22 protein-coding genes and 1 riboswitch are annotated in these 24513 nt (G+C 47.9%); of the genes, 8 read left to right on the top strand and 14 right to left on the bottom strand.

What is annotated here, in order from left to right; translation table 11 throughout:
* Positions 1-9 precede the first annotated feature (9 nt).
* From FEN17_RS16185 to FEN17_RS16170, 4 genes are all read right to left on the bottom strand, one after another.
* Positions 10-2388, bottom strand: coding sequence for an ABC transporter permease (locus tag FEN17_RS16185; protein WP_138366372.1), 2379 nt, complete (start codon positions 2386-2388; stop codon positions 10-12).
* A gap of 14 nt (positions 2389-2402) precedes the next feature.
* Complete coding sequence (locus FEN17_RS16180; protein ID WP_138366371.1) at positions 2403-2849, bottom strand: hypothetical protein; 447 nt, start codon at positions 2847-2849, stop codon at positions 2403-2405.
* A 32-nt stretch (positions 2850-2881) separates the two neighbouring features.
* Positions 2882-3559 (bottom strand): ABC transporter ATP-binding protein, encoded by a 678-nt coding sequence (locus tag FEN17_RS16175; RefSeq protein WP_138366370.1) that lies wholly within the window; start codon positions 3557-3559, stop codon positions 2882-2884.
* Between the two features lie 68 nt (positions 3560-3627).
* Complete coding sequence (locus tag FEN17_RS16170) at positions 3628-4875, bottom strand: efflux RND transporter periplasmic adaptor subunit (RefSeq protein ID WP_138366957.1); 1248 nt, start codon at positions 4873-4875, stop codon at positions 3628-3630.
* A gap of 357 nt (positions 4876-5232) precedes the next feature.
* On the opposite strand from FEN17_RS16170, the gene FEN17_RS16165 reads away from it, so the two are divergent.
* On the top strand, positions 5233-6597 hold the full coding sequence (locus FEN17_RS16165) for a sigma-54-dependent transcriptional regulator (protein WP_138366369.1): 1365 nt from the start codon (positions 5233-5235) through the stop codon (positions 6595-6597).
* Positions 6598-6690: 93 nt separating this feature from the next.
* Positions 6691-8634, top strand: coding sequence for a glycoside hydrolase family 127 protein (locus FEN17_RS16160; protein ID WP_138366368.1), 1944 nt, complete (start codon positions 6691-6693; stop codon positions 8632-8634).
* On the opposite strand, the gene FEN17_RS16155 is transcribed toward FEN17_RS16160, so the two are convergent.
* The 3 genes from FEN17_RS16155 to FEN17_RS16145 all read right to left on the bottom strand — a co-directional run bounded on the left by FEN17_RS16155 (position 8635) and on the right by FEN17_RS16145 (position 10562).
* Positions 8635-9558 carry an LEA type 2 family protein gene (locus FEN17_RS16155; RefSeq protein ID WP_138366367.1) on the bottom strand — a complete coding sequence of 308 codons (924 nt, stop codon included), beginning with the start codon at positions 9556-9558 and terminating at the stop codon, positions 8635-8637.
* 152 nt (positions 9559-9710) lie between these two features.
* Positions 9711-10211, bottom strand: a complete 501-nt coding sequence (locus FEN17_RS16150; RefSeq protein WP_138366366.1) for a pyridoxamine 5'-phosphate oxidase family protein — start codon at positions 10209-10211, stop codon at positions 9711-9713.
* 72 nt (positions 10212-10283) lie between these two features.
* Positions 10284-10562 (bottom strand): 2TM domain-containing protein, encoded by a 279-nt coding sequence (locus FEN17_RS16145; RefSeq protein ID WP_138366365.1) that lies wholly within the window; start codon positions 10560-10562, stop codon positions 10284-10286.
* A gap of 262 nt (positions 10563-10824) precedes the next feature.
* On the opposite strand from FEN17_RS16145, the gene FEN17_RS16140 reads away from it, so the two are divergent.
* Together FEN17_RS16140 and FEN17_RS16135 are read left to right on the top strand one after the other, a co-directional pair.
* Positions 10825-11334 carry a DUF6934 family protein gene (locus tag FEN17_RS16140; RefSeq protein WP_138366364.1) on the top strand — a complete coding sequence of 170 codons (510 nt, stop codon included), beginning with the start codon at positions 10825-10827 and terminating at the stop codon, positions 11332-11334.
* A 26-nt stretch (positions 11335-11360) separates the two neighbouring features.
* On the top strand, positions 11361-11546 hold the full coding sequence (locus tag FEN17_RS16135) for a 3'-5' exonuclease family protein (RefSeq protein WP_138366363.1): 186 nt from the start codon (positions 11361-11363) through the stop codon (positions 11544-11546).
* A 14-nt stretch (positions 11547-11560) separates the two neighbouring features.
* On the opposite strand, the gene tenA is transcribed toward FEN17_RS16135, so the two are convergent.
* From tenA to thiM, 4 genes are all read right to left on the bottom strand, one after another.
* Positions 11561-12211, bottom strand: coding sequence for a thiaminase II (tenA, locus tag FEN17_RS16130; protein WP_138366362.1), 651 nt, complete (start codon positions 12209-12211; stop codon positions 11561-11563).
* Entirely contained in the window at positions 12208-13029 is an 822-nt protein-coding gene (gene thiD / locus FEN17_RS16125; RefSeq protein ID WP_138366361.1) for a bifunctional hydroxymethylpyrimidine kinase/phosphomethylpyrimidine kinase, read from the bottom strand. The genes tenA and thiD overlap by 4 nt, the downstream gene beginning before the upstream one ends.
* A complete protein-coding gene (gene thiE, locus FEN17_RS16120) occupies positions 13022-13657 on the bottom strand; it encodes a thiamine phosphate synthase (RefSeq protein WP_138366360.1) in 636 nt (211 codons plus the stop codon). Before thiE ends, thiD begins: the two co-directional genes overlap by 8 nt.
* A 61-nt stretch (positions 13658-13718) precedes the next feature.
* Positions 13719-14516, bottom strand: a complete 798-nt coding sequence (gene thiM, locus FEN17_RS16115; protein ID WP_138366359.1) for a hydroxyethylthiazole kinase — start codon at positions 14514-14516, stop codon at positions 13719-13721.
* A gap of 101 nt (positions 14517-14617) precedes the next feature.
* A riboswitch (TPP riboswitch) is annotated at positions 14618-14710 on the bottom strand.
* Positions 14711-14768: 58 nt separating this feature from the next.
* Between thiM and hxpB the strand changes: the two genes are divergently transcribed.
* Both hxpB and FEN17_RS16105 read left to right on the top strand, forming a co-directional pair.
* Positions 14769-15443: a hexitol phosphatase HxpB gene (gene hxpB / locus FEN17_RS16110; protein ID WP_138366358.1), complete on the top strand. Its 675-nt coding sequence runs from the start codon at positions 14769-14771 to the stop codon at positions 15441-15443.
* 55 nt (positions 15444-15498) lie between these two features.
* A complete protein-coding gene (locus tag FEN17_RS16105; RefSeq protein WP_229208890.1) occupies positions 15499-16812 on the top strand; it encodes a sensor histidine kinase in 1314 nt (437 codons plus the stop codon).
* Between the two features lie 25 nt (positions 16813-16837).
* Here the strand turns inward: FEN17_RS16105 and FEN17_RS16100 are convergent, their stop codons facing one another.
* The gene (locus tag FEN17_RS16100) at positions 16838-18541 is read right to left on the bottom strand and encodes an amino acid permease (RefSeq protein WP_138366356.1); all 1704 of its coding nucleotides are present in this window, start codon (positions 18539-18541) and stop codon (positions 16838-16840) included.
* Positions 18542-18704: 163 nt separating this feature from the next.
* Between FEN17_RS16100 and FEN17_RS16095 the strand changes: the two genes are divergently transcribed.
* Positions 18705-19487, top strand: coding sequence for a phosphatidylinositol-specific phospholipase C/glycerophosphodiester phosphodiesterase family protein (locus tag FEN17_RS16095; protein ID WP_138366355.1), 783 nt, complete (start codon positions 18705-18707; stop codon positions 19485-19487).
* Between the two features lie 104 nt (positions 19488-19591).
* Positions 19592-20893, top strand: coding sequence for an ethanolamine permease (gene eat / locus FEN17_RS16090; RefSeq protein WP_138366354.1), 1302 nt, complete (start codon positions 19592-19594; stop codon positions 20891-20893).
* Here the strand turns inward: eat and FEN17_RS16085 are convergent, their stop codons facing one another.
* Positions 20894-23152 (bottom strand): TonB-dependent receptor, encoded by a 2259-nt coding sequence (locus tag FEN17_RS16085; RefSeq protein WP_138366353.1) that lies wholly within the window; start codon positions 23150-23152, stop codon positions 20894-20896.
* A gap of 9 nt (positions 23153-23161) precedes the next feature.
* Entirely contained in the window at positions 23162-24451 is a 1290-nt protein-coding gene (locus tag FEN17_RS16080; protein WP_138366352.1) for a tetratricopeptide repeat protein, read from the bottom strand.
* Positions 24452-24513: the final 62 nt, after the last annotated feature.

Genomic DNA, 24513 nt, shown 5'->3' with positions numbered 1-24513 from the left:
TGGGTATTTCTATTCACTCCTAAGCGACGTCACCGGATTCATCAGTGCTGCGCGGATTGCCTTGAAGCTGATTGTCAAAACAGCGATGCTGATGGTGATCAGTGCGGCGAATGCGAAGATCCACCAGTGCATGGGCATGCGGTAGCTGAAATTTTGCAACCAGGTGCTCATCGCGAAATATCCTGCGGGAATAGCAATGCAGGTGGCCAGGAGCACTGGTTTTAGCAATTCCTTGGCGAGCAATACTACAATGTTTTGCGTGGACGAACCGAGTACTTTGCGAACGCCGATTTCCTTGGTACGTTTTGCTGCGGTGAAAGATGCAAGGCCGAACAAACCGAGACAAGCTATGAAAATGGCCAGGCCTGCAAAAATGCTGAGAATGGTCTGCTGGCGGATATCGGTCTTATATAGCTCGTCGAATTTTTGATCCAGAAATGTATATTCAAATGGGTAGGATGGTGAAATTTTGGCGAAAACATTTTTCACGTCTGCCAATGCTTTGGTCACATTACCGGGTTTCAGATGGATCACCACCACGCGGTAATCGTCGCCTGGCGTGATGGTTAGCGGGTCCATTTTTTCTTTGAGAGAGAGAAAATTAAAATCTTCTACCACACCCACGATCCGCCTTCTCAAACTATCCCGCACCACATTTTTCACCCATTTCCCAATCGCCTGTTCCGGCGTGAAGCCCAGCGATTTGGCGGCCGTGCGGTTCACAATCGCCGCTTCCAATGAATCCGTACCGAAATCCTTGGAGAAATCCCGGCCCGCGATGATTTTCAGACCGAGGGTTTTGACATAATCAAAATCAGTAAAGGAAGTCCGTGATTTCCAGACCAGATCATTTCGTCCTTCCGCGCTGATGGCATGCAGGTCGAAAAACCCACCCGGCTCGCCGGACATATAAGATACGGAAGCAACACTCCCCAGGTTTTCGAGCTCGTTTTTAAAAGCTTTGCTGCTGTTATAAATGTCGCCATTCACATTCATCACGATCGAATGGTCTTGGTTGTAGCCGAGCTGCATGTTTTTCACATACCGCATCTGGCTCATAATCACAATGGTACCGACAATCAAAAACACCGAAATGCTGAACTGGACTACAACCAGTGTCTGCCGGAAAAATGCGCCGCCTTTTCCCAGTTTCAACTTCCCTTTCAAAGCCTGGATCGGGCTGAACCCCGACAGGAAAACAGCCGGATAGCTTCCCGCCAGAAACCCGACAATCACGATCACGCCTGCCAGGAATAAATAAAGCGGCGCAGCATTCCAGGAAACCGTCAGATTATAGCCGAGCAAATGGTTATAAACCGGCATCAGGAAGCCCAGCAAAAGCAGTGAAAGTATACACGAAATGGCAGTCAACAACACTGACTCGCCGATAAACTGGTATACCAAATGATTGCGCAGCGCACCCATCACCTTCCGCATGCCCACTTCCTTGGAGCGCTCTACGGCGCGAATGGTGGAGAGGTTGGTAAAATTGATGCAGGCGATCAGCAGGATGAGCGCTGCCACGGAAAGGAAAATGTAAACCACATTTTTGTCCCCATGTTTCACACTATCAAATGCGCCGTGCGGCTCGAAATAAATGTCGGTAAGTGGTGTAAGTGAAAGCGTCATTTTACTTCCGAAGCGCGCCATATCCTTTCCCATGTATTTGTCAACAAAAACAGGAAAATTTCGCTCTACGGAAGCTTTGGTAACATTTTTGTCCAGTACAACGTAGGTAAAATTGTTGTTGTTGATCCAGACCTTAAACCAAGGTTCCTTCTCGTAATTTGAAATCGGAAACACCAGGTCGAAATCCAGGGTGGAGTTGGAAGGCACATCCTTGGCGATGCCCGTAACCTTTAATTTGAGGGACTTATCTACTTCGATAAACTTACCGATCGGATCAGCATTGCCGAAGTATTTTCTGGCAGTGGTTTCGGTAAGTACCACACTATTAGGGTCTTTCAGCACCGACGCCGCGTTGCCAGCGACGAGTGGAAATGTGAATACCGAAAAAAAGTTGGCGTCCGTCACATACAGCTTTTTCTCCTTGAATGAATCGTCTCCGATCGTCACCAGGCCATTCGAAGTCATCACCCGGACAGCCTGCTTGATCGTACCCGGAAAATCATTGAGTAATGCCGGCGCGTAAGGCCCGGAAAGGTAAGGTACCGACAGCGACATGTCTTCCATGTCGACATTCCGCATGACCCGGTAAATGCTCTTTCTTTTCTCATGGAACTGGTCTACACCAAATTCATTCATGATATACAAAAAGATCATCATGCAGCATGTGATCCCGATTGTCAGCCCGAGCACGTTGATAAAGGAAAATACCTTGCTCTTAGCAAGGTTTCTCCATGCTATTTTAAGATAGTTTTTAAACATAAAACGGGCTTGATTTATATCTCCATGCCCTTTCCAGGCAATCCTATCTCTTTTTCAAAATCCTCAATAATACGCTTGCGCTGGCTTTCCGATTTGTCCGCAATGTTGACGGTTTTTTCAAAAATGAATTCCTCGTCATTTTTTACAAACCGGTAGCGGAGAAACATCTCATTGGATTCAGAGCTGATCTTGACCTGCTTACTAAAATCCTTCATGCCCGAAGCATCCGGATCTTCCTCAAAGGATTCTGTCAAAGAAGCCCAATGTTGCCCTTTGTCCTTTGAATAAACGATCCCGGATTCTGTGCATTTCAGGTTGATTTCCTTACCATCGATTGCCCCGGTAATGTTGATTGACAGGGTCTTGCCATCGTCGGCAATGCTTTTGCTCACATTGCTCCTCTTTTGCGCGATGGCCAGCGTCGATACGCCAGCCAGGATGATAGTAAGGAATTTTTTCATGGGTCAATTTGGCTTTTAATAATTACTGGATGCTAAACATGCACCTTCTCTGTCACGATTTTACCATCGAACAGATTGACAATCCGGTGTGCAAAACCTGCATCATAAGGCGAGTGCGTTACCATGAGGATCGTTGTTCCGGCGGCATTCAGCTGGCTCAACAGGTTCATTACTTCTTCCCCGTTTTTGGAGTCAAGGTTACCCGTAGGCTCATCCGCAAGGATGGTTTTTGGTGTTGCAACCACGGCGCGGGCGATGGCCGTACGCTGCTGCTGACCACCCGAAAGCTGCTGTGGAAAGTGGTTGCGGCGGTGCATCATATTCATGCGGGTTAATGCTGCTTCTACTTTTTCTTTGCGTTCTGCGGGAGGTGTTTTAAGGTACAGCAACGGAAGCTCAACGTTTTCATAAACAGTCAGTTCGTCGATGAGGTTAAAGCTCTGGAATACGAAACCGATGTTTCCTTTACGGATTTGGGCCCTCTGGCGTTCGGACATTTTGGCCACCTCGGTACCGTAAAATTCGTACGAACCTTCGCTCGGGTTGTCGAGCAGACCAAGGATGTTCAGAAGTGTGGATTTCCCGCATCCGGAAGGTCCCATGATGGCGACGAACTCGCCGTCTTTCACTTCCATGTCAATTCCGTTCAAGGCTGTGGTTTCTACTTCCTCGGTAGAAAAAACCTTGTGCATGTTGCTGATCTTAATCATGTTTTTTAGGGCTTTTTGGCTATCGGCTGTGGCCTGGTTGATAATAATTTATTTTATTTTTCTATGGACTAAAATTCAAGTACTTCATTGTCACCGAAGTTCTCATACGAGCTGGTGATGACCTTTTCACCTGGTTTCAGGCCTTCGAGGACTTCGAAGAATTCAGGGTTTTTGCGGCCCAGGGTGATGTTACGTTTTGCAGCGCGTTTCCCGTCGTCGGAAAGTACATATACCCAGTTTCCGCCAGTTTCGGAGAAGAAGCCGCCCACTGGCAGCAATGTGGCTTGTGAAGGCTGGCCAAGTTGTACGCGGATCGGTGCGGACTGGCCTCTTTTTACCAGTTCAGGAGCGCCTTTGTCAAATTTCATATCGACTTCAAAACGTCCGCTGAGGATCTCAGGATAGATTTTGATGATCTTCAAGCCGTAATCTTTTCCGTTGAATTCCATAGAACCGATCAGTCCTACAAAAATCCGTGACAGATAATGTTCGTCAATGCTGACACGCATTTTGAAACCGTTCAAGTCATCGATCTGACCAATATTTTGTCCCTGGCTGATGTTCGAACCTACCTCAATGTTCATGGACGACAGCAGACCGGAAACAGGCGCTTTCACCACCAGGTTATCCAATGTTTGTCTCCACAAAGCCACGTTTTTCTGGGTGCTCTGTAAGGTTTTTTCCAGTTGTGAAATTTGCATAGTCGCATTCTCCTCCTGGTATTTCTGCGATTGGATCTCGATATCACGCTGTTTTACCAGCTTTTCGTAGTCCCGTTTTGTTTTGAGATAATCCGCATCCGGGATCACTTTATCCTTATACAGCTTGGTATTACGGTCATGTGCATCCTTGGCCTGATCAATCTGGAAATCCAGGTCGCTCAGGTTTTTTTGCAGGGTAAACCGTGCGATTTTCAAGCTCTGACGCGTATTTTGAAGATCATTCACCAGTCGGCTCGCTTCCGTTTCAGATTGCAGGAAGCTAAGTTTCAAATTCTGGTTTTCCAGACGAAGCAGAATGTCGCCCTGCTTTACCATGTTACCGCCTTCTATGAGTTTCTCCGTAACATATCCGCCTACGATTGCATCCAGCTGAATGGTTTTTAAAGGTTGAACAACCCCGGTAACCACGATAAACTCATCAAATTTGCCTTGTGAAACAGTTGAAACAGTGAGCTTGTCCTGCTCAACGTTCAGCTTGCTGCGTTTGTCGGCGAAAAAGAATTGATATACCAGAAAGGCAATCAGCAATGTGCTGCCTGCAATAATGCCAATACGTTGTGTGGTCCAGAATTTCTTTGGTTTGATCTTGTCCATTGACGAGCCTCCGGTAAAACCGTTGGAGTTGCTAGTTGAGTTAGGTGTCCTGACTTCCATTATATGTTGAAATTGAAATTCGAGTTTATGATTTGCTTTCATTATCCAATCCCTGTGCCAAAGAGACGAAAGCATTGTAAACAACTGAATTCCAATCCATTTACATTATCTGAAACCGCCTACTATGTTCGTTATCGGACAATTTTGTTCGGGCGCGGACAGGATTTTTTTGTATCCGAAAGGGGTAAAATAGCGAGTTTTTGACTCCTTATAAAATATATTGTAAATCATAACTGCTATCTTCCCAATTATTCTTTCACCGTCACTTTAAAGTGACGGCAATTAGCCAAAACAGCCATGCAACTTTCAGAAGCAAAAATCCTGATCATCGATGATGATGTGGACGTACTCAGCGCAGCAAAACTCCTGCTGAAACGCCACGCCAAAGCCGTCGATATCGAGAAAAACCCTCAAAAACTCCCGTTTCTCGTCACAAACGGCGATTACAACCTGATTTTACTCGACATGAACTTTACCCGCGATGTAAACAGCGGACGTGAAGGTTTTCATTGGCTCGACCGTATACTCGATATCAATCCCGCCGCCAAGGTAATCATGATAACCGCTTATGGCGACATTGAAATGGCGATCCGCGCGATCAAAGCCGGTGCCATCGATTTTGTTTTAAAACCCTGGGAAAATGATAAACTGCTGACTACCATTAGCGTAGCATTGGAAGGCGGAAAAGATAAGGTGGCAGTTGTGCCGGAAGAAAAGAAGGACGACGGCAAAAAAGGCAAAGCGACGGCCGACACCATCGTAGCAACCAGCGACAGCATGCGTCACGTGCTGGCAACTGCTGAGCGTGTGGCTTCCACCGACGCTAATGTGCTGATCCTGGGCGAGAACGGTACCGGGAAAACGCAGCTCGCCAAACACGTTCACCAACATTCAAAACGGGCCGATAAGCCTTTCGTCGTTGTCGATCTAGGCGCTTTGAGTGAATCACTTTTTGAAAGTGAACTCTTCGGGCACGTCAAAGGTGCATTTACCGACGCTAAAGAAGACCGCGCCGGGAGGTTTGAAGAAGCAAAAGGCGGTACCATTTTCCTCGACGAGATCGGAAACCTGACGTTATCCCTGCAAGCCAAGCTGTTGACGGTGATCCAGGAAAGAAAAGTGACGCGCGTGGGTTCCAATAAGCCGATAGCTTTGGACGTGCGCCTGCTTTGCGCCACCAATATGAACATTGAGAAAATGGTGACGGAAAAAACCTTCCGACAGGATTTGCTTTACAGGATCAACACCATCGAGCTCGACCTTCCCCCCCTCCGCGACCGTCCCGAGGATATCGGCGCGCTGGCGGATTATTATCTGAAACAATACGCAAAAAAATACAACCGTCCGGTCAACGATATCAGCAGCGCGCTGATCAAGAAAATGCAGCAGTATAACTGGCCGGGCAACATTCGGGAATTGCAGCACGCTATTGAAAGAGCCGTAATTCTCTCCCAGGAAAAAACTTTGCAGCCCGACGATCTCTTCCTGAAAAGCTCGGCAGGCACCCCTACCACAGCCACCGGATTTGACCTGGAAGACATGGAAAAAAACATGATCGTTAAGGCCATGAAACGTTTCAACGGCAACATTACCGACGCCGCCCGCGAGCTGGGACTGAGCCGCGCCGCATTATACAGAAGGATGGAAAAGTACGGCTTGTAAACCGGCTTTTCTTTGATTCAGGAGCACAGTTGGCATATTTTTTGGAATAAAAACCAAAATAACCACCGCTACTCAAACCAATTTGTGCTCCTGATGACCAAATATATTATCCCGCTTTTCGTATTTTTCACTGCCCAATTTTCTTTCGCGCAAAACGCAAAAATTACCCCGGTACCGCTTAAAAATGTAAAAACCTCGCAAGGTTTCTGGCACGACCGGATCGACATTGCGGCCAATGTGACGGTGCCGCATGCGCTGCATCAATGCGAAGAATCGGGCCGGATCGACAACTTTGCGGTAGCAGGTGGTTTGAAAAAAGGCAAATTTGAAGGCGTCCGGTTTAATGATTCCGATGTTTTTAAAGTAGTGGAAGGTGCGGCTTACGTGCTTCAAAATAAGTACGATCCCAAACTGGATCATTATCTCGACAGCCTCATTACCCTTTTTGCCGTAGCCCAGGAGCCCGACGGTTATCTCTATACTTTACGCACCATTAATAAAGATACTACCGGCGCCTACGACTGGATTGCCGGGCCTTACCGCTATTCTTTTGAAAACGGCAGTCACGAACTCTACAATGTGGGGCACCTTTATGAAGCGGCGGTTGCCCATTACGAAGCCACCGGCAAGAAAAACCTGCTGGATGTGGCCATCAAAAATGCAGATCATTTAGTCAAAACATTTGGTACAAAACCGGGGCAGCTGGTGGTGGTACCGGGTCACGAAGAAATTGAACTGGCATTGATCCGGCTTTATCGTGTGACCGGAAAACAGGAATACCTCGATCTTTCGAAGTTCTTCATCGACATGCGCGGCCGCTCCGACAAGCGCACTTTATACCTCGACGAGCACAAGCTCGGCCCGTCTTACTTCCAGGACCAGGTGCCTTTCGTCAGACAAAAAGAGGCGATGGGCCACGCGGTACGGGCGCAGTACCTGTATACTTCTGTGGCGGATATTTTGACTTTGGAGGATAATCCAAAATACAAATCGGCCATCGATTCGATCTGGACGGACGCTACTTATAAAAAACAATACGTCACCGGCGGCATGGGCGCCCGGGAGGATGGTGAAGCATTTGACAAAGCCTACGTTTTACCGAATGACAATGCGTATGCCGAAACCTGCGCAGCGATTGCCAATCTTTTCTGGAACCACAAAATGTACCTCGCGACCGGCGAATCCAAATACATGGACGTTTTTGAGCGGGTTTTGTACAACAGTTTTCTGGGCGGAATGTCGGTGAAAGGCAATGAATTTTTCTATGTCAATCCAATGTCCTCGAATGGTAAAAATGATTTCGGACGAGGTACCGGCGCGATCCGCCACGAGTGGTTTGGTACTGCCTGCTGCCCGACTAATGTTTCGAGATTCCTGCCTTCAATGCCCGCCTATATTTACGCAACCAAAGGCAATGAGCTGATCATCAATCTTTTTGCAGACAATGAAGCTAACATTTCCGTCAATAACATTCCTGTTAAAATTGACCAGGATACCAACTATCCCTGGGAAGGAAATGTAAAAATCACTGTTTCGCCTGAAAGATCGGCCAGCTTTCCGATTTCAATCCGCATCCCGGGATGGGCCACAGGCGAGGCGATTCCGGGTGGGTTGTATTTTTATTCAGACAAAAACGCGAAGCCAATTTCTGTTTTGGTGAACGGTAAAAAGACGGATGCCGTGACGCAAAATGGCTACCTGAAAATCAACCGCGCCTGGAAAAAAGGGGATGTGATCGCTCTAACATTGGATATGCCCGTGAGACAAGTGCTCCCTAATCCAAAAATCAAAGCCGACCAGGGTAAAGTGGCGATTGAGCGCGGGCCGATTCTTTACTGCGCAGAAGGTCATGATAATCAAGGCAAAGCATTGGCGGTCAACATTAAACCAGGACAAACATTTACGCCTCAACACCAGAAGGAAATGCTGGGCGGAGTAAGTATCTTAAAATCTGATGCGCTGACACTGATTCCCTACTACGCCTGGGCGAACCGGGGGGCGAATGAAATGTCGGTATGGTTTGAAGCGGGGAAATAATTATTTCCCCAGGTTTTTCTGAACCGTTTCCAGGTCTTTCAGCTCGCCGTCAACCACAATGTTCACGTCGCTGTCCTTGAAAATATCATTATCAGATACCAGCTTACTTTTAAAGTAGAGCGTAAAGGGAATCGATTTTCCTTTGACGATCACCGCGCCCAGCGCTTTTAGTACCTTACCCATATCAATTTCAAGCGGAATTTTGTAAGTCTCCGTACTCTTACCTTTGATTTTTGTAAATCCTGGCACTTTACCTTCTGCCATTCTTTTTTGTTTTCCAAAATCAACTACGTAAGAAGGATTTTTGAACTGCACCGGAAAAGGATTCTGATTTTTAAACTCTAAAAACAAAGTAATTTCCGACTTGCTGAGCCGGAACTTGGTCATATCATAATCCACGATTTTTACTTTGGGCAAGCGATAGAGCGGCAATCTTTTCTCCTTGGAAAGTACGATGGTATCTTTTCCAAGGATCGGTTTTTTCAGCGCAAACCTGCCTTCGAAATGATAATTTGCACTATCCTCCCCTTTCGAAGCCTCTGATTCACCTTCTTTTTTTAATTTTTTAATTTTCAGTTTCGACGGCAGCATCACAATCGTACTATCCCGCGATTTGATCAGCAAAGGCTTCGAGTATTTATTTTGAATCACCGTCACCCCGTTCATTTGCACAAAATAATTAAAGCCCTTTACATCGAGCTCGACCGGTAACGGATTGTCTACCAGTAGTTTCAAGGAGAGGTCAATGGTACTATCGGTAATGTTCGTAATGTGCCCGATGCCCATTTCTACTTTGGGTTTCAGGCCGGATACCGGGTTCTCGTTTTCTTTTTTGTATTGGTTAAAAAAATACCAGCCGCCGCCCGCAAGAATAAGCAATACCAGAATAATCCAGATAATTTTTGAAGGTTTTGAGGCTGACATGTGAGATGAGCTAAATGTTATGAAATTGTTAATACCACTCTCAAAAAATCATTCCGCAAGCATTTTACCAGCATTTAAAACAAAAGCGGGCAAGCTGCACATTACGTACAGCTTGCCCGCTCCTACTTTCAATTTATATATTTCGAGAGATTTTAAGCCAGATTCAGCTTTCCATGATCTCCGCCATCAGGTGTTGTGCCGGTAAGCACCGCTTTCAACATTGAAAAGAAGACAACCATTTTAGATGAAGTGCTATCCCAGTAAGCTGCCTCTTCGGTGGTTACTTTCAGTACCACGAGGTTCGGATCGTCTTTTCCCTCCGGAAACCACGCTTTGGACATCGGGTTCCACAACTCCTCTTTTTTACGTTCGCTTTCCACCACAGCCGCATTTCCCGAAACGCTCACGTAAGAGTTGTTTTTAGGATCGGAATAAATCAATGTTACCATCTCTGATTGCCCGGTTTCACTGCCAATTTCCGTGTGCCTGCTTGTAAAAAACCAGACATTTCCGTCATCATCAATGTCGAGCGTCGTCATCGGTCGCGATTCAATCCGGCTATTTTCGTACGTGGTGTACATACAAAACCGGATATCTTCCGCCAGTGATTTCAGTTTTTTAATTGCATCGGTATTTGCTAAGTCCTTTTCCATGATCGTGTTTGTTGAATCTTTTGAATTACACTTTCAAGAAATTCTAAAACAACCGTTCCATAAAAGGCGCTTCTACGATTGCCGCATCAGCTTTTCGTACTCTCTCTGGGCAATCGTGTTTTCGTCGATACCCCCGTAAGCCGCGAAATAGTGGGAAGCCAAACCTATCCCCCAGCCCAGCATCGGGAAAATCGGCCAGGGCACGCCCGCTTCTGACAAGTTGGGATAGCCCGTGGCCAGGTAAAGCAGCCAAAGTCCCGTATTTACAATCAGATAAGTCCGCAAATGCATCTTAAAACCGGCTCTTTTTTTAGCTTTTCTCCAAATCTGTTGATCGCGTGGCGTTTCCATGATATTCGTGTTTTTTAGTTAAGGTTTCCTTTTATCCTGATCAACTAAGTACCTCCCAGCGAATCAGTTAATCAAATATATCAGGTCGATATACACTTTCACTTGCGGTTACGACGGAGTTCATGAATATCAGGATGAAGCGAGGAAAAGGTCAGATGAAATTTTTTGGGTTAGGAAATCTGACAATCAGTATGAGATTTAGCCTAAAAGTTTTTTCGAGAATTTAAAGATAGATTTGCGGCTTAGGCACCACGCTATCAGTATGGACATCACATTATACACCACCTATCGGGTCACTAACCGGGAATTCAAATTTTTCAGCATTGGAAATGAGGGAACCTTTGAAATGCGGATACGCATCACATTGATGGACCAGGCAACCAGGCTCTACAACATTGCATTCGGCGTCTGGAATTTGTCGCAGAATGATATTGACGATAAGATGATAATTCGGAATGGTGATACGGACCGTATTCTAGCCACAGTAGGACAGAAGGCATTAGATTTCCTTATTGAGAACCCAAATGCCAATATTGCAGCCACGGGATCTATTTTACCAGGTGAGCTGGCTCTAAGAACCAGAAAGTATCAGATGGGCATTCACGCGCACTATGATTACTTATCGACGTTCTGTAATATTTATGGATTTAAAGCCGAAAAGATAAATGGGGAAGTAAATGGCGATTGGCCTGATTGGGATGGTAAATGGGTTCGCTTTGAAAAAGGTACTAATTACGATGCATTCTTATTAAACTTGAAAAATGATTTGTAAATTAGTTTTAGATAAAAAGAGAAAACATGCCTGAACAAATTTCAAAAACTGGGAAACTTGGTAAACGGAAGGAATTACCTGCCATAGTTACCGCTGGTGCGCATGATTTAATCGGAATTACTAATTCAGGTCAATCAAACTTTGACCGTAAAGCAGAAGAAATGAAGGCTTTTTTAAAAAGAAATCCAGCTCCAAAGGAGTTTTTGAAATAGCGTAATTCAAGCCACTACACCGCCCACTGCTCCAACTGATACGCACTATCCCAAAAGACATACTCCAAGCGCGAAGCCGTGAGATAAGCCTCAATCATTTTCTGACGAACATTATCAGTGGCTGATTCAGCCAGCCGGTCACAAATATCCAGCGCCTTCTGCACTGAATGTCCGAATTCTTCTCCCGAGTATGCGTTGATCCAGTTCTGATAGGGATTTGGTGAAATTTGATTAGCGTAGATGTAATCTCCAACTTTTTTGTATATCCAAAAACAGGGAAGCAATGCAGCCACGGCAACTTCGTACGATTCGAAGGCGCTGACCGACATCAGATAGTTGGTATAGGCGAAGCAGCCGGGCGCCTTTTCGCCGGCATGTTCAATGTTGTATTCTTTGAAATAACTCAAATGCAAAGCCCGCTCGACAAGAATGGCATTTTGGGCGAAACCCAGAAAATCGAGCAGCTCGTGGCTGTTGCCTGATTTTGCGCCGGTTACCGCCAGGGCTTTGGCAAAATCGGCGAGGTATAAGGAATCCTGGTAAATGTAGAATTTGAATTTTTCCAGCGGCAATGTGCCTTCCTTTAATTCCTGGTTAAAAGGATGAAGCTGAATTTGCTCGTAAATCGGCAGGGCATTGGCCCAAAGTAAGTCGGTAAATTTCATGAGATTACTTGCATCGGAATGGGAGAAAAAGAATGATTGAGCGGGCCGGGCCCGAAGCCGGTTTTAACATCTTTGCCCGCTGCAATTGCACCGGATACATAGCCTTTCGCAAAAATAATCGCCTCGGCCAGCGGACTTCCTTTGCCAACAAATGTGGCGATCGCCGAAGACAGCGTGCAGCCGGTTCCGTGCACATTGTCGCTGTCGATATAATCGCTTTCCAGGGTCAATGTATCTTCTTCTTTTTGAGCCAGAAAATCATACAAAACCGGCGCGACCAGATGTCCGCCTTTCAGCAAAACAGCCTTGCAACCCCGGCAGACCATTTCTTCCGCCGCAGCCTTCATACTTTCAGGCGAATCTATTTTTTCAGAAATCAGAATCCGGCCTTCATCCAAATTCGGCGTGATCAGATGTACCCTCGGAAATAATTCTTTCCAAAGCACCGCCACCGTCTCGTCCTGAATCAGTTTCGAGCCGCTTGTAGAAACCATCACCGGATCAAGAACCACGAAACCTGGCTGAAATCGATCCAAAATCCCCGCAATGACCATCGCCACTTCCACCGTATTAATCATGCCGATCTTCACGGCGTCCACGGTCAGGTCTTCAAAAATCGCTTCCAGTTGTTCCTGCAAAAATGCGGGCGGCACCGGGTGGATTGCTCTTACGCCCGTCGTATTCTGGGCCGTCAACGCGGTGATGGCTGAGGCGCCGTATGCTCCCAGCGCGGCGATAGTTTTCAGGTCGGCCTGGATGCCGGCGCCGCCGCTGCTATCAGAGCCGGCGATGGTCAGGATGATGGGATATCTAGTCATGCATAGCGGATTTTAAGCGGAAGGCGGCTTCGTAGGGGGACGGGGCGCTGCAAATGGCAGAAACTATGGCGATAATTTCGGCTCCGTTTGTAGCGGCTTGCCTGATGTTATTGGCATTAATTCCTCCGATTGCGGCTAGCGTGTGGGTGCTATTTTTTCTTACCCATTGAAGTCCGGCAATTTCCCAGGGCTTTTTAATGTCGGTTTTGGTCGGGGTATCGAAGAGTGGGCTCACGGCCAGATAGGAGATATCGAAATTCTCTGCTTCAACCACATCTTCCTCGCTTTCAGCAGATAAGCCAATAATTTTCCCTTCCGGCAACATTTCGTTTAGCATATCAAAATGCATGTCGCTTTGCCCTACGTGCACGCCGTCAGCATTTGCGGCCAGGGCTACATCTACGCGATCGTTGATGATCAGCGGCACATTGTAAGGCAGCAAAATGTCTTTCAACCGCTTTGCCCGGTCGATGAATGCGCGGGTGGATAAATGCTTTTCCCGCAGCTGCACCATCGTGACGCCGCCTTGTACCGCCTCTTCCACAACCCAGTAAAAGTCGCGGCCGAGACAGGCGGGTTCGTCGGTGACGAGGTACAGTTGGTGGACGGGGGTGTCATTGGTTGTCATTTGTGGTCAGGTATTGTCAGGTGTGGTCAGGTATTGTTTGTGATGTTTTTGAGTGTTTTGTTTAAGCGTATTTGATTTTTGCGAGCTCGGTGAGGTGGGCGGGAGTGATTTCGGCGAGGGTGTCCAGGAAAGCGATTTGGAATGATCCCGGAGACTTAGCTTCGCGGAAGGCTAGTTCTCCGCAAACGCCCATCGTAGCTGCTGCTGAAATGGCTGCTTCAAACGGATCTTTCACAACCGCCCCATAAGCCCCCGCAATAGCCGAAGCCGAGCAGCCCATGCCGGTTACCCTGGTCATCAGCGGTACACCGTTTGAAATGTAGGCGGCTTGATTTCCTTTCACGATCACATCTACCGCGCCGCTCACACTTACTACGGAGCCGAATTTTTTAGATAATGCATAAGCCGCTTCAATGCTGTCGGTCGAACTCACAGTACTGTCCACACCCTTTGTCTTAATGCTGGCACCTGCCAGGGCGAGGATTTCCGAACCGTTTCCACGGATAATGGTCGGCGGCGCAGTTTCCAGTAATTCAGCTAAAACATTATTTCGATAACTGGTGGCGCCAGCTCCTACTGGGTCCAGAATGATCGGTTTACCCAGTTTTGCGGCGGTTTTCATCGCCAGCTTCATCGCCTCCACCCAGTGCGACGACAATGTACCGATGTTCACCACCAGCGCTCCGGCAATAGTCACCATTTCTTCCACCTCTTCCAATGCATGTGCCATCACCGGCGATGCGCCCAGCGCCAGCAAGGCATTGGCGGTATAGTTCATCACCACATAATTCGTAATGTTATGCACCAGCGGACTCGCGGAGCGTAATGTTTGCAGGTTGTTTTCCAGTTGTATTTCCATTTTCCAAAGATAAAGTTCAGCTTTTTGGAACGGATCAGGGGAGCGGGCCGGCAGCGATTTCAAAAACCGCAAGCCACTCAAAAGAGAGAAAAGATATTGACTATCTTGTGTTCGCTTTTTCCTACGACAGTGTAAACTGTTTCAGGTTCGAAGGGTATAAATCTCAGTCCTTTTGGACACCCCTAAAGCCATTCTTAGTTGCGAATGTAGTAGTTTTGAAATGGTATACAAAAATTCTTTCTACTGATACAAATGATTAAAGCTGCGATATTTGACATGGACGGATTGCTGATCGACTCCGAGCCAATCTGGCATGAAGCCGCACGGGAAGTGATGCAAAAAGTGAATTTTGAAATTACGGATGCATTGAAATTGCAAACTACCGGCTTGTCTATCAAGCTGTTCCTCGATTTCTGCCACAAGATCCAGCCCTGGAACACCCCCAGCTTTGCCGAGCTCGAAAAGGAGATCCTGGAAATAGCCCACGCAAACATTCTGGCCCACGCAGTAGCCATGCCCGGCGCGATTGAGATCGTGAAGGATTTGAAAGCCAGGGGTTTGAAACTCGCCGTCGCGTCTGCATCACACATGGAGCTGATCGAGGGGGTTTTGAAAAGACTGGATATTATTCAATATTTTGACACCTGGCATTCGGGTGAGCTGGAAAAATTTACCAAACCGCACCCGGCTGTATATCTTACCACTGCCCAGAAACTGGGCGTGCTGCCGGAAGAATGTATCGCATTTGAGGATTCCCACGCTGGTTTGAGATCCGCGCATGCGGCGGGAATGATCACCATATCGGTACCTGCGATGGAAGTTTTTAATGATCCAAAATTCGATCTGGCACATTATAAGATCAACTCGCTCGAAAAATATGTTCTGGGCGAAATGTCCGGCGTACCGCAAAACGTCCTGGAAAACTAACCCTTCATTCTCTATCTGCTAAGCTTTCATGGTAGGATTGCGACATTTCAGCATTATGATTATGATCAGGATAATTATCATTATCCTGAGTGTGATTGCGCTGGCCTGGTTGGCCAACAAGCACACCAACGAAATGCTCATCTACGTCCTCGGGACGATATTCATCTGCGTGCAGGGGTCGCTGCTGTACCAGTACGTGACCAATGTCAACCGCAAGCTGACCTACTTTCTGGAATCGGTCCGCTACTCCGATTTTACGATCAATTTCCGGTCTGATAATAAAATGGGGCGGACGTTTAAAGAGCTTAACCAACAATTTAATGAAGTGCTTCACGCCTTCCGCCAGGCGCGGGCCGAGAAGGAAGCGAATTTGCAATACCTCAACACGATTGTGCAGCACATTGGTACCGGACTGATCACTTTTGACAGTACCGGGCAGGTAAACCTGATCAATAATGCTGCATTAAGAATGTTGGGCATATACCGACTACACCAGCTTAACGAACTGAAAGACAGGCACCCCCGGCTTTTTGAATTACTTTCCAATTTAAATACAGGTGTGCGGGAATTGTACCGGACGCCTTCGGACCAGCCGCTTGCCTTACAGGGCGCGGCGATCCAGCTGCGGGGAATGTGGGTGCGGATTGTGGTTTTGCAAAACATTCAAACTGAATTACAGCAGCAGGAAGTAGAATCGTGGCAAAACCTCACGCGCGTGCTCCGCCACGAGATCATGAATTCCATGACGCCGATCGTTTCACTGGTAGGTACCATGCGCTTGATTGTGAATGAGGACATTGAAAAATCCACCAGTGACCAGGAGGCGGTGAAAGATTTAAAAGAAGCACTGGCTACCCTGGAAAAAAGGAGCAAAGGCATGATGCAGTTTGTGAATGCTTACCGCGATTTTACCACATTACCCAAACCCGTTTTCGCTAATCTGAGCGTCGCGGAGCTTTTGCAGGAAGTTTTGCAATTATTACAAACCGATCTCACCGCCTCGGGTGTACTCTGGAAACTGTCGATAAAACCGGAAACATTGACCGTAAAAGCCGACGCCAGCCAGATCCAGCAGGTATTGATTAATTTGGTCAAAAACGCGTCGGAAGCATTTTCCACCCAGACCAACCGGCTGATTACCTTATCCGCATACCAGACGGACAATACAGTCATGATAGAAGTGGAAGACAATGGGGACGGTATTGAGCCTGAGGCGATAGAGAATATCTTTATTCCTTTTTACACCACCAAAAAAACCGGCTCCGGTATCGGGCTAAGCCTTTCACGCCAGATTTTACAGCAACATAATGGTCAGCTGAATGTTACTTCCGAAGTAGGAAAAGGGACGGTTTTTACGCTGATTATCTAAGAATCATTGGCATTACCTGTCAGTTTTAAATGGCCGATTGACCGGATCGCGCAAGTTTGGATCTCCTGTAACCGTAGGAGAAATAAATCACCAGCCCGATCACCAGCCAGATCACAAAAATCAGCCAGTTGGACGAACCTAATTCGGTCATCAGATATAGATTGGTTAGAATTCCAGCCACCGGCAGCAATGAAAAATTGTGCTGAAAGCCCAGGATCGCCAGTGAACACCACACAATCCAGAAAATGATCGTCAGCAGCTTATGTTCCATCAACTCCATGAAAGTGAGCGTCCGCCACTCCACAATCACGCCTTTTCCGTAAGTCAGTATCCCGGCCACGGCCACTACAAAAAGTATCCCGATGAGGTATTTACCATTAATGTAGGGCACCCGGAATTTCGATTGTTTTGAAATGCCTTTTTGATCCAGGTAAAGCACCCCGCCGCAGACAAGAATGAACGCAAAAAACGTCCCCACGCTCGTCAGGTCCACAAAAAAGTCCATCTTGAAAAACAGGGCAGGGATGCCGACTACGAAACCGGTTACGATGGTCGCGAAAGAAGGGGTCTGGTATTTCGGGTGGATTTTAGAAAAACGTTTCCACAAAAGTCCGTCGCGGCTCATCGTCATCCAGATCCGTGGCTGGCCCAATTGATACACCAGTAATGCACTGGTAATCGCGATCACAGAACTTACCGAAATGACACCAGCCATGAAGTCCAGCCCATTTTTTTCAAAAACAAAAGCCAGCGGGTCACTCACTTTCAGCTCGGTGTAATTAACCATTCCGGTCAAAACCAAGGTGATCAAAACATATAAAATGGTACAGATCACGAGGCAGTAGATCATCGCTTTGGGCATGTCGCGCTGCGGATTGATACATTCCTCAGCGGTCGTCGAAATCGAATCAAAACCGATGAATGCGAAGAAAACTGAGGCAACCCCGCCCATCACGCCTTTGATACCATTGGGTGCAAAAGGTGACCAGTTTTCGGGTTTTACATAAAATGCACCCGCCAAAATGACGAGCAACACAACACCGATTTTCAGCACCACCATAATGTTGCTGGCCGTACGCGACTCGCGGATCCCGATATAAACCAATGCCGTGATCAACAAAGTAACAAGCCCCGCGGGCAGGTTGAGCATAATGTGGAAACCGCCGATCGTCGGGGCGGATTCGTAGGCTGCGGCGGCAAATTTCTCGTAGGTACTCATTTCAGCGCCAACGGTTTGCAGCTTGGCAAAAGCCTCTGCCGCGGTTTCCTGATTGACGGTCAGCCAGCCAGGCAGCACAATGCCAAAACCTTTGAGCATACTGGTAAAATACTCCGACCAGGAGATGGCCACCACCATGTTTGACACCGCATATTCGAGGATCAGCGACCAGCCGATAATCCATGCAAATAATTCACCGAAAGCTACATACGCATACGTGTAGGCACTACCGGATACGGGAACCGTGCTGGCAAACTGCGCGTAAGAAAGCGCCGTGAAGACGCAGGCGACGGCCGTGAAAACAAAAAGCAATGATACCGCCGGGCCGCCGTTGTAACTCGCCACGCCGATGGTACTGAATATCCCCGCTCCCACGATTGCCGCAATTCCTAATGAAACAAGGTCCCTGACGCCCAGTATTTTCGCTAATCCGCTGCCTTCTACCGAGTGCGCGTCTTTCAGGATCTGGTCGACCGATTTTTTTCGGAATAAAGAGGAATTTTGTTCCATGCAGGAGCGAATTTCGGGGTATGGGTGACTGATAAGTGGGGCTAAAATAAGGATATTGTTCTGCCAATCCGAAAATCACCATACAAAATTCCAGTTTTCGAAATCAAACAGGTTGAGAATGTGTTATCGACCTGCCAATGCCTAACATTACTCACCGCAGCCCATGAAACTTTGTTTTACGTTCCTCTTAACTTTTTTATTTGTCCATCACATTCAGGCGCAAACGATCCGCGCTTACACCACCGCCCAGGCACATTCGCATAATGATTACACCCGGCCGGGCGCGTTTTCGGAAGCTTACGATCAGCAGTTCGGGTCCATCGAAGCGGACCTTTATCTGGTAAATGATTCATTATATGTTGCGCATGAAACCACCGACATTAAGCCGGGACGAACATTCGCCAACCTGTACCTGCAACCGATTCTGGAAAAAATCGAGAAAAACCACGGTAACATTTACGCGCAGGAAGACCTCAAACTCCAACTGCTGATTGACCTAAAAACGCCGGGAGAAAAAACCTTGGAGGCGCTGGTCCGCGAGCTCGAACCACACGCCAAAATATTCGCCCCACAAGGACCTATCAGTCTGGTGATCAGCGGCAATGTGCCCGATCAGGCTACATTTGACAAGTATCCGTCCTACATTTTTTTCGATGGCCGCCCGGATGTTACTTACACCCCCGAGCAGCTGAAACACATCGGCATGATCAGCCAGGCTTTCCAGCGTTATTCGAGGTGGAACGGCGAGGGACCTCTGCCGGAGAAGGACAAAAAGAATGTCCAGAAAATGGTCGAGCAGACACACCAGCTTGGCAAAAAGGTGCGGCTCTGGGCAACTCCCGACAACATTAACTCCTGGAAAACCATGATGGCGCTCAACGTAGATTGGCTTAACACCGACAAAGTCAAGGAGATGGGCGACTATCTGCGCACTGCTCCACGCTAATTACCAAATTTAATATTGCATTTTTTTGATTTTTCGATGGTATCAAATGGCATTGGAGCAGTTATAAACTATATTGTACTGTTTTAAATGTCAAACCATCCTGCATGTCTGCCGAAAACGCTGCTGCCCTAAAAAAAGTCTTAAAACCGATACATCTCTGGGCAATCGCCGTCGGACTGGTTATTTCCGGTGAATATTTTGGGTGGAACTATGGCTGGGGTGTGTCGGGTACAGTCGGTTTTCTGATCGCCACGCTGATCATCACGGTCATGTACGTGACATTTATTTTCAGTTTTACCGAGCTTACCACTTCCATCCCGCAGGCAGGTGGCCCGTTTTCTTATGCACATAAAGCATTCGGCTGGTGGGGCGGGCTCATTGCCGGGTACGCCACCTTGGTCGAATTCCTCGTCACGCCGCCGGCCATCGCATTTGCGCTCGGCAGCTACACGCATTTCCTTTACCCCACGCTCAACGTACTCGACGTGGCATTTGCCTGCTACGGGATTTTTATTTTAATCAATTTACTGGGTATCAAGGAATCAGCCATGTTTTCACTGGTGGTAACATTGCTGGCCGTAGTGGAGCTGCTGATTTACATTGGCATTGTCCTCCCCCACTTTTCCTACGAAACTTTCGTCACCGACCCGATGCCATTCGGCTGGCCGGGCGTGTTTGCCGCATTACCTTTCGCAATCTGGTTTTACCTGGCGATTGAAGGCGTGGCGATGGTGGCAGAGGAAGTAGAAGATCCGAAACGCACCATTTCGCTGGGCTATATTTACGGGATACTAACATTGGTGGTGCTGGCACTGGCCGTCATGATTTTCACCGGCGGTATTGCGAGCTGGAAAGATCTGAGCAAGATCGATTACCCGCTGCCGGCTGCATTAAGTATTGTTTTAGGAAGGGATAGCGGTCTTACACACCTTTTCGCGAGCCTCGGACTTTTTGGATTAATCGCCTCGTTTCATGGGACCGTGATCGGTTATTCGCGGCAGATTTTTGCTTTGGCAAGAAGCGGTTTCCTGCCTTCTTTTTTGGGAGATGTCAATGCGAGGTTTCAAACCCCGCACTGGGCATTGCTTGCGGGAGGTGCAGCGGGTTGCGTAGCGTTAATGCTAGGCACAACCGACCAGGTGATCATTCTCGCGGCGCTGGGCGCGGTGGTAATGTATATGATCAGCATGGTCGCACTTTTTGTTTTGAGAAAAAAACAACCTTTGCTCGAACGTCCTTTTACCGTACCGCTATACCCCTATTTTCCGGCCATCGCGCTGATCATATCTTCCATCTGCCTCGTCGCCATCGTTTATTATAATGTGATGATGAGCGTCTGGTTTTTCTCCGGACTGATCGTCGTCACAATCCTTTTCATCCTGACAGGCCGCCACAAAAGCATTTAATCAAAAAGAAACCGTCAAACTCAGCCTGGCAAAAAAGGGCGTTCCGGGCGTAAAATGTATCTCTTCGACAGGCGTAGCTTCATTTTTCAACCGGCTCAACGTGGCGAACTGGGTTTCCTTCCATTTGGTATTAAGTAAATTCTGGACCGAAAGGCCCAGATTGTAATTTTTCCGGGCGTAATTCAGCTGGGCGTCATTGACTACATATCCTTTTGCGACAATCGAATTATCTTCATTTGCAGGACGATTCGCCATGTATCTGTACCGCAGCGAGCCACTGAAACCATTGGGCATTTGTAGAGAAAGTCCGCCCGTGGACGTCAGCACCGGCGCCAGCGGCAGGTAATTCATCCCCTCCTGCTCACCTAGCGCACGAGGTTTTGCGGAGCTGATATCGACATCCGCATAAAGCACTTTTGAAAGCTGGTACCTTACCGATAAATCCAGTCCCTGCCGCTTGGACTTCCCGCTCGGCTCAATCACCCCTGCGTCACCGACGTACACAAATTCCTGCTGCATCCACAAATACCAGGCGGCGGCATTGATCAGCATTTTGGGAAAAGGTTTGAAGATCATCCCAAAATCGGAGCCGTAAGCGCCGGGCAAAATCTGCTTGCCGCCCTGCGGGACCACCACCCGCGTGTCATTCGAGTGAAACCCTTTTCCCGAGTTCAGGTACAGTTGCAGCCTCGGATTGAATGTATAGTAAAAATTGAGTTTGGGAGAAACAATCGCGTCGCTGGCGTGTTTGGTCGTGGCCGGTTGTTCTAGCAGATCTTTGTACTGATCGCGGAAATAATCCACCCGCACCCCTGCATTGACTGTAAACCGGTCGGTCACCTGGATCAGCTCGTCGGCATAAACCGCCGCATTCAGCTCATTCACATTGCCTAACATATACGGATCGAGCGTCACGGTGCGGTTCATCGTGTGTGATAGTTCGGTCCGGTTGGTGAAATCGTGGCGGTACTGGATACCCAATGTGGTGGTCCAGCTGGATTTTCCGAGATAATGTTGTTTTGAAATACTTCCGTTATAACCGTACAGGTTCCGCTTTTCTTTCTGGCGTATCTGGTCGCCATTTAAAGAATCTTCCAGAAAGAATGTAAAATTGGAATACAGCTCAAAATTGTAATTGGAGTAAAAAAGCTGGTTTTTGATCACATAATTTGATGGCGTCACCGTCACCAGCTGTGCATTAAAATTCGTCCGGCTGGTTTCGCCGCCCTCAGTCGGATCGACGGAACCGTAAAATCCGATCAAACCTGAATCGACCGCGCGGTCTGGAATTTGTCCTGAGTGATTCCATTTACTCCAAAAAGTAGAGGCGGTCAATGTCAGATTGGTATTCGGTGCGACGTGGCCGTGGTATTTTCCGGTGAGGTTCAACCGGTTGAAATGCTGCGGGTTATCGAAATACGAATTGGTAAAAGAATACTCGGAAGCAATGTAGGCCGACTGGTTATGCGCTTTCCCTTTTTGACCTAACAAATCGATGCCCGCCACTGCTCGGTAAGAATCGTACTGCCCGGCTTCGAGCTTTACAAAAGACTTTTCCAATGCATCCTTGGTACGAAAATCTGCCCAGCCAGCCGTTGCAAAATTACCTTTATCTGTCGTATAAGGCCCTTTTTTAAAATCAACACCTTTGACCAGCTCCGGTATCACAAAATGCAGATCGGCATAACCCTGCCCGTGCGCGTGCGAAACCATATTTACAGGCATACCGTCGACAGTCAGCCGAATGTCGGTCCCATGGTCCAGGTCAAAACCTCTCAGAAAAATCTGCTCCGCCTTGCCGCCACCCGCATGCTGCCCGATAAACAACCCAGGTACCATCCTCAAAATCTCCTGCGAATTGGTGATCGGCCGCAGCTTGATGTCCACGCCGTTGATCAGCTGCTGGTCGTGCGCTCTTTGGGACGATACCACCACCTCGCTCAGCTCCACTTCCGTATTGGAAAGCAGGGTTTTCACAAATTCCGTCTTATCGTCACGCACTGTAACTTCCAGTATCTGCGCTTTAAAACCGACGTGTGATAACTCGACTTTATATGTTGCCGCCACCAGCCCTTCAAACCGGTACTGGCCCAGTTCATTGGTCATGGTAGCCTTACCCTGCGCAGAAAGCTGCACGGTTACTCCTTTGAGCGGCAGGTTTGTCGCGCCATCATGCACCATCCCCGAAATGCTTCCAAGGTGCGCAAAAGCGCTCAGGCCAGTCAGCAGGAAGAGAATGAGTAGCAGAGATTTCTTCATCGTTTGGTTTTATAATGCAAATGTAGGGTTTGTCCGCTTTGCCTGCGCCAGCAATCTGTCGCCCTCCTGCTTGTGGCCCAAAGCCAGCTCGATCCCACCGGCAATCTGCAATATTTCCGGGTCTTTGGTGCCGGTGCTCATCGCCAGCTTGGTATGCTGCATAGCCTTTTCGTAATCCTTTTTCTTAAAATAAGCTTCCGCCAGCGCATGATTTACATCAATGTTCTTTGAGCGTCTCTCATATTCTTTCCGGCCAAATGCAATCGCTTTATCCAGCTCGCCCGTTTTAATGTAGAGTTTCGCCAACTCCAAATCCACCGCGTGCCCCGACCTGGCATCTTCGTCCAGCATTTTCACCACTTCCGCATATTTGGCTTTTGCCTTTGCCGAATCACCTTGTAGGGCGTAGATATCGGCCATTTCTTCATGAAACGAAAATTCGGGCATGATGGCGGCGGCTTTGTCCAGTGCGGTTAGGGCTTTGGCGTATTGTTTTTTGGCTTTAAAAATCTGCGCCTGTCCGCGGAGTGCAAATGCATAGCTCGGGCGCATGGCGAGTATCTGGTCATATTCGTTGGCCGCCGCATTCAGCTGGCCGGTGGTTTCGTATAAATGTCCCAATGTGTTTTTACTCCAGCATTGCGGCTCCGAGCCGGGAAGTCCCGCCTGCACAGCCAGTTTCATCGCCGCGATGGCGCCGGGATAGTTGCCATAAATCTCGCGGAGGTATGAAGCGCGGGAGTACGATTCCAGCGAAGGTTTCAGCTCCTGCATTTTGTCCGACATTGCTACCGCCTCGTCGTAATTGCCCAGTTCCACATTGGCATCTACCAGCACACCGTACACATAAGCATTGTTCGGATTAATTTTCCGCGCTTTTTCCGCCAGCTGACGCGCCTCGCCAAACTGGTGCTGCGACATTTTCACAGACGCTTTAAATGTGGTCGCCTCGAAATTCTGCGGATCGATGGCAAGTACGCCGTCCAGAATCTGCAATGTTGCGGGATAATAATAGGGGTGCTCACCCGTGATCCTGGCTTCGGACAAATAAATGACGACCAGTTGCAGGCGCGGCTTCACATCCTTTGGATTTTCCTTGATCTTTGCTTTCAGCTCTTCCACTTTTTCCTTGGTTTTTGCCCACTCGGCGGCATTGGCCAGCTCGCCTTTTCTGTCAAAAAGCCCGGGTACATCCGTGCTGACGGTGTTGGTTACCGCTGTGTCTGTTTTTTTGTTCTCGTTGCAGGCCAGCAATGTCAGCAAGCAGAGTAGTGTCGAAAGTGTCAGTATTTTTTTCATAAAGAATTGTGTCATTATTGAAGGGATGCTTTTTAGAAAATGGCCGGGACCCGATACTTGCG

It is taken from the genome of Dyadobacter luticola (assembly GCF_005860805.1).
GTDB classification, from domain to species: Bacteria; Bacteroidota; Bacteroidia; order Cytophagales; family Spirosomataceae; genus Dyadobacter; species Dyadobacter luticola.
This window is presented reverse-complemented; position numbering and strand designations above follow the sequence as displayed.

What these genes read in the sequence shown, in the direction of transcription:
- hxpB (WP_138366358.1), top strand. Translation starts at nt 14,769, where the DNA reads ATGATTAAAGCTGCGATATTTGACATGGACGGATTGCTGATCGACTCC.
- FEN17_RS16180 (WP_138366371.1), bottom strand. Translation starts at nt 2,849, where the DNA reads ATGAAAAAATTCCTTACTATCATCCTGGCTGGCGTATCGACGCTGGCC.
- FEN17_RS16135 (WP_138366363.1), top strand. Translation starts at nt 11,361, where the DNA reads ATGCCTGAACAAATTTCAAAAACTGGGAAACTTGGTAAACGGAAGGAA.
- tenA (WP_138366362.1), bottom strand. Translation starts at nt 12,211, where the DNA reads ATGAAATTTACCGACTTACTTTGGGCCAATGCCCTGCCGATTTACGAG.
- FEN17_RS16140 (WP_138366364.1), top strand. Translation starts at nt 10,825, where the DNA reads ATGGACATCACATTATACACCACCTATCGGGTCACTAACCGGGAATTC.
- FEN17_RS16155 (WP_138366367.1), bottom strand. Translation starts at nt 9,558, where the DNA reads ATGTCAGCCTCAAAACCTTCAAAAATTATCTGGATTATTCTGGTATTG.
- FEN17_RS16105 (WP_229208890.1), top strand. Translation starts at nt 15,499, where the DNA reads ATGATTATGATCAGGATAATTATCATTATCCTGAGTGTGATTGCGCTG.
- thiE (WP_138366360.1), bottom strand. Translation starts at nt 13,657, where the DNA reads ATGACAACCAATGACACCCCCGTCCACCAACTGTACCTCGTCACCGAC.
- thiD (WP_138366361.1), bottom strand. Translation starts at nt 13,029, where the DNA reads ATGACTAGATATCCCATCATCCTGACCATCGCCGGCTCTGATAGCAGC.
- FEN17_RS16185 (WP_138366372.1), bottom strand. Translation starts at nt 2,388, where the DNA reads ATGTTTAAAAACTATCTTAAAATAGCATGGAGAAACCTTGCTAAGAGC.
- FEN17_RS16160 (WP_138366368.1), top strand. Translation starts at nt 6,691, where the DNA reads ATGACCAAATATATTATCCCGCTTTTCGTATTTTTCACTGCCCAATTT.
- FEN17_RS16165 (WP_138366369.1), top strand. Translation starts at nt 5,233, where the DNA reads ATGCAACTTTCAGAAGCAAAAATCCTGATCATCGATGATGATGTGGAC.
- FEN17_RS16150 (WP_138366366.1), bottom strand. Translation starts at nt 10,211, where the DNA reads ATGGAAAAGGACTTAGCAAATACCGATGCAATTAAAAAACTGAAATCA.
- FEN17_RS16095 (WP_138366355.1), top strand. Translation starts at nt 18,705, where the DNA reads ATGAAACTTTGTTTTACGTTCCTCTTAACTTTTTTATTTGTCCATCAC.
- FEN17_RS16170 (WP_138366957.1), bottom strand. Translation starts at nt 4,875, where the DNA reads ATGGACAAGATCAAACCAAAGAAATTCTGGACCACACAACGTATTGGC.
- eat (WP_138366354.1), top strand. Translation starts at nt 19,592, where the DNA reads ATGTCTGCCGAAAACGCTGCTGCCCTAAAAAAAGTCTTAAAACCGATA.
- FEN17_RS16175 (WP_138366370.1), bottom strand. Translation starts at nt 3,559, where the DNA reads ATGATTAAGATCAGCAACATGCACAAGGTTTTTTCTACCGAGGAAGTA.
- FEN17_RS16145 (WP_138366365.1), bottom strand. Translation starts at nt 10,562, where the DNA reads ATGGAAACGCCACGCGATCAACAGATTTGGAGAAAAGCTAAAAAAAGA.
- thiM (WP_138366359.1), bottom strand. Translation starts at nt 14,516, where the DNA reads ATGGAAATACAACTGGAAAACAACCTGCAAACATTACGCTCCGCGAGT.
- FEN17_RS16080 (WP_138366352.1), bottom strand. Translation starts at nt 24,451, where the DNA reads ATGAAAAAAATACTGACACTTTCGACACTACTCTGCTTGCTGACATTG.
- FEN17_RS16100 (WP_138366356.1), bottom strand. Translation starts at nt 18,541, where the DNA reads ATGGAACAAAATTCCTCTTTATTCCGAAAAAAATCGGTCGACCAGATC.
- FEN17_RS16085 (WP_138366353.1), bottom strand. Translation starts at nt 23,152, where the DNA reads ATGAAGAAATCTCTGCTACTCATTCTCTTCCTGCTGACTGGCCTGAGC.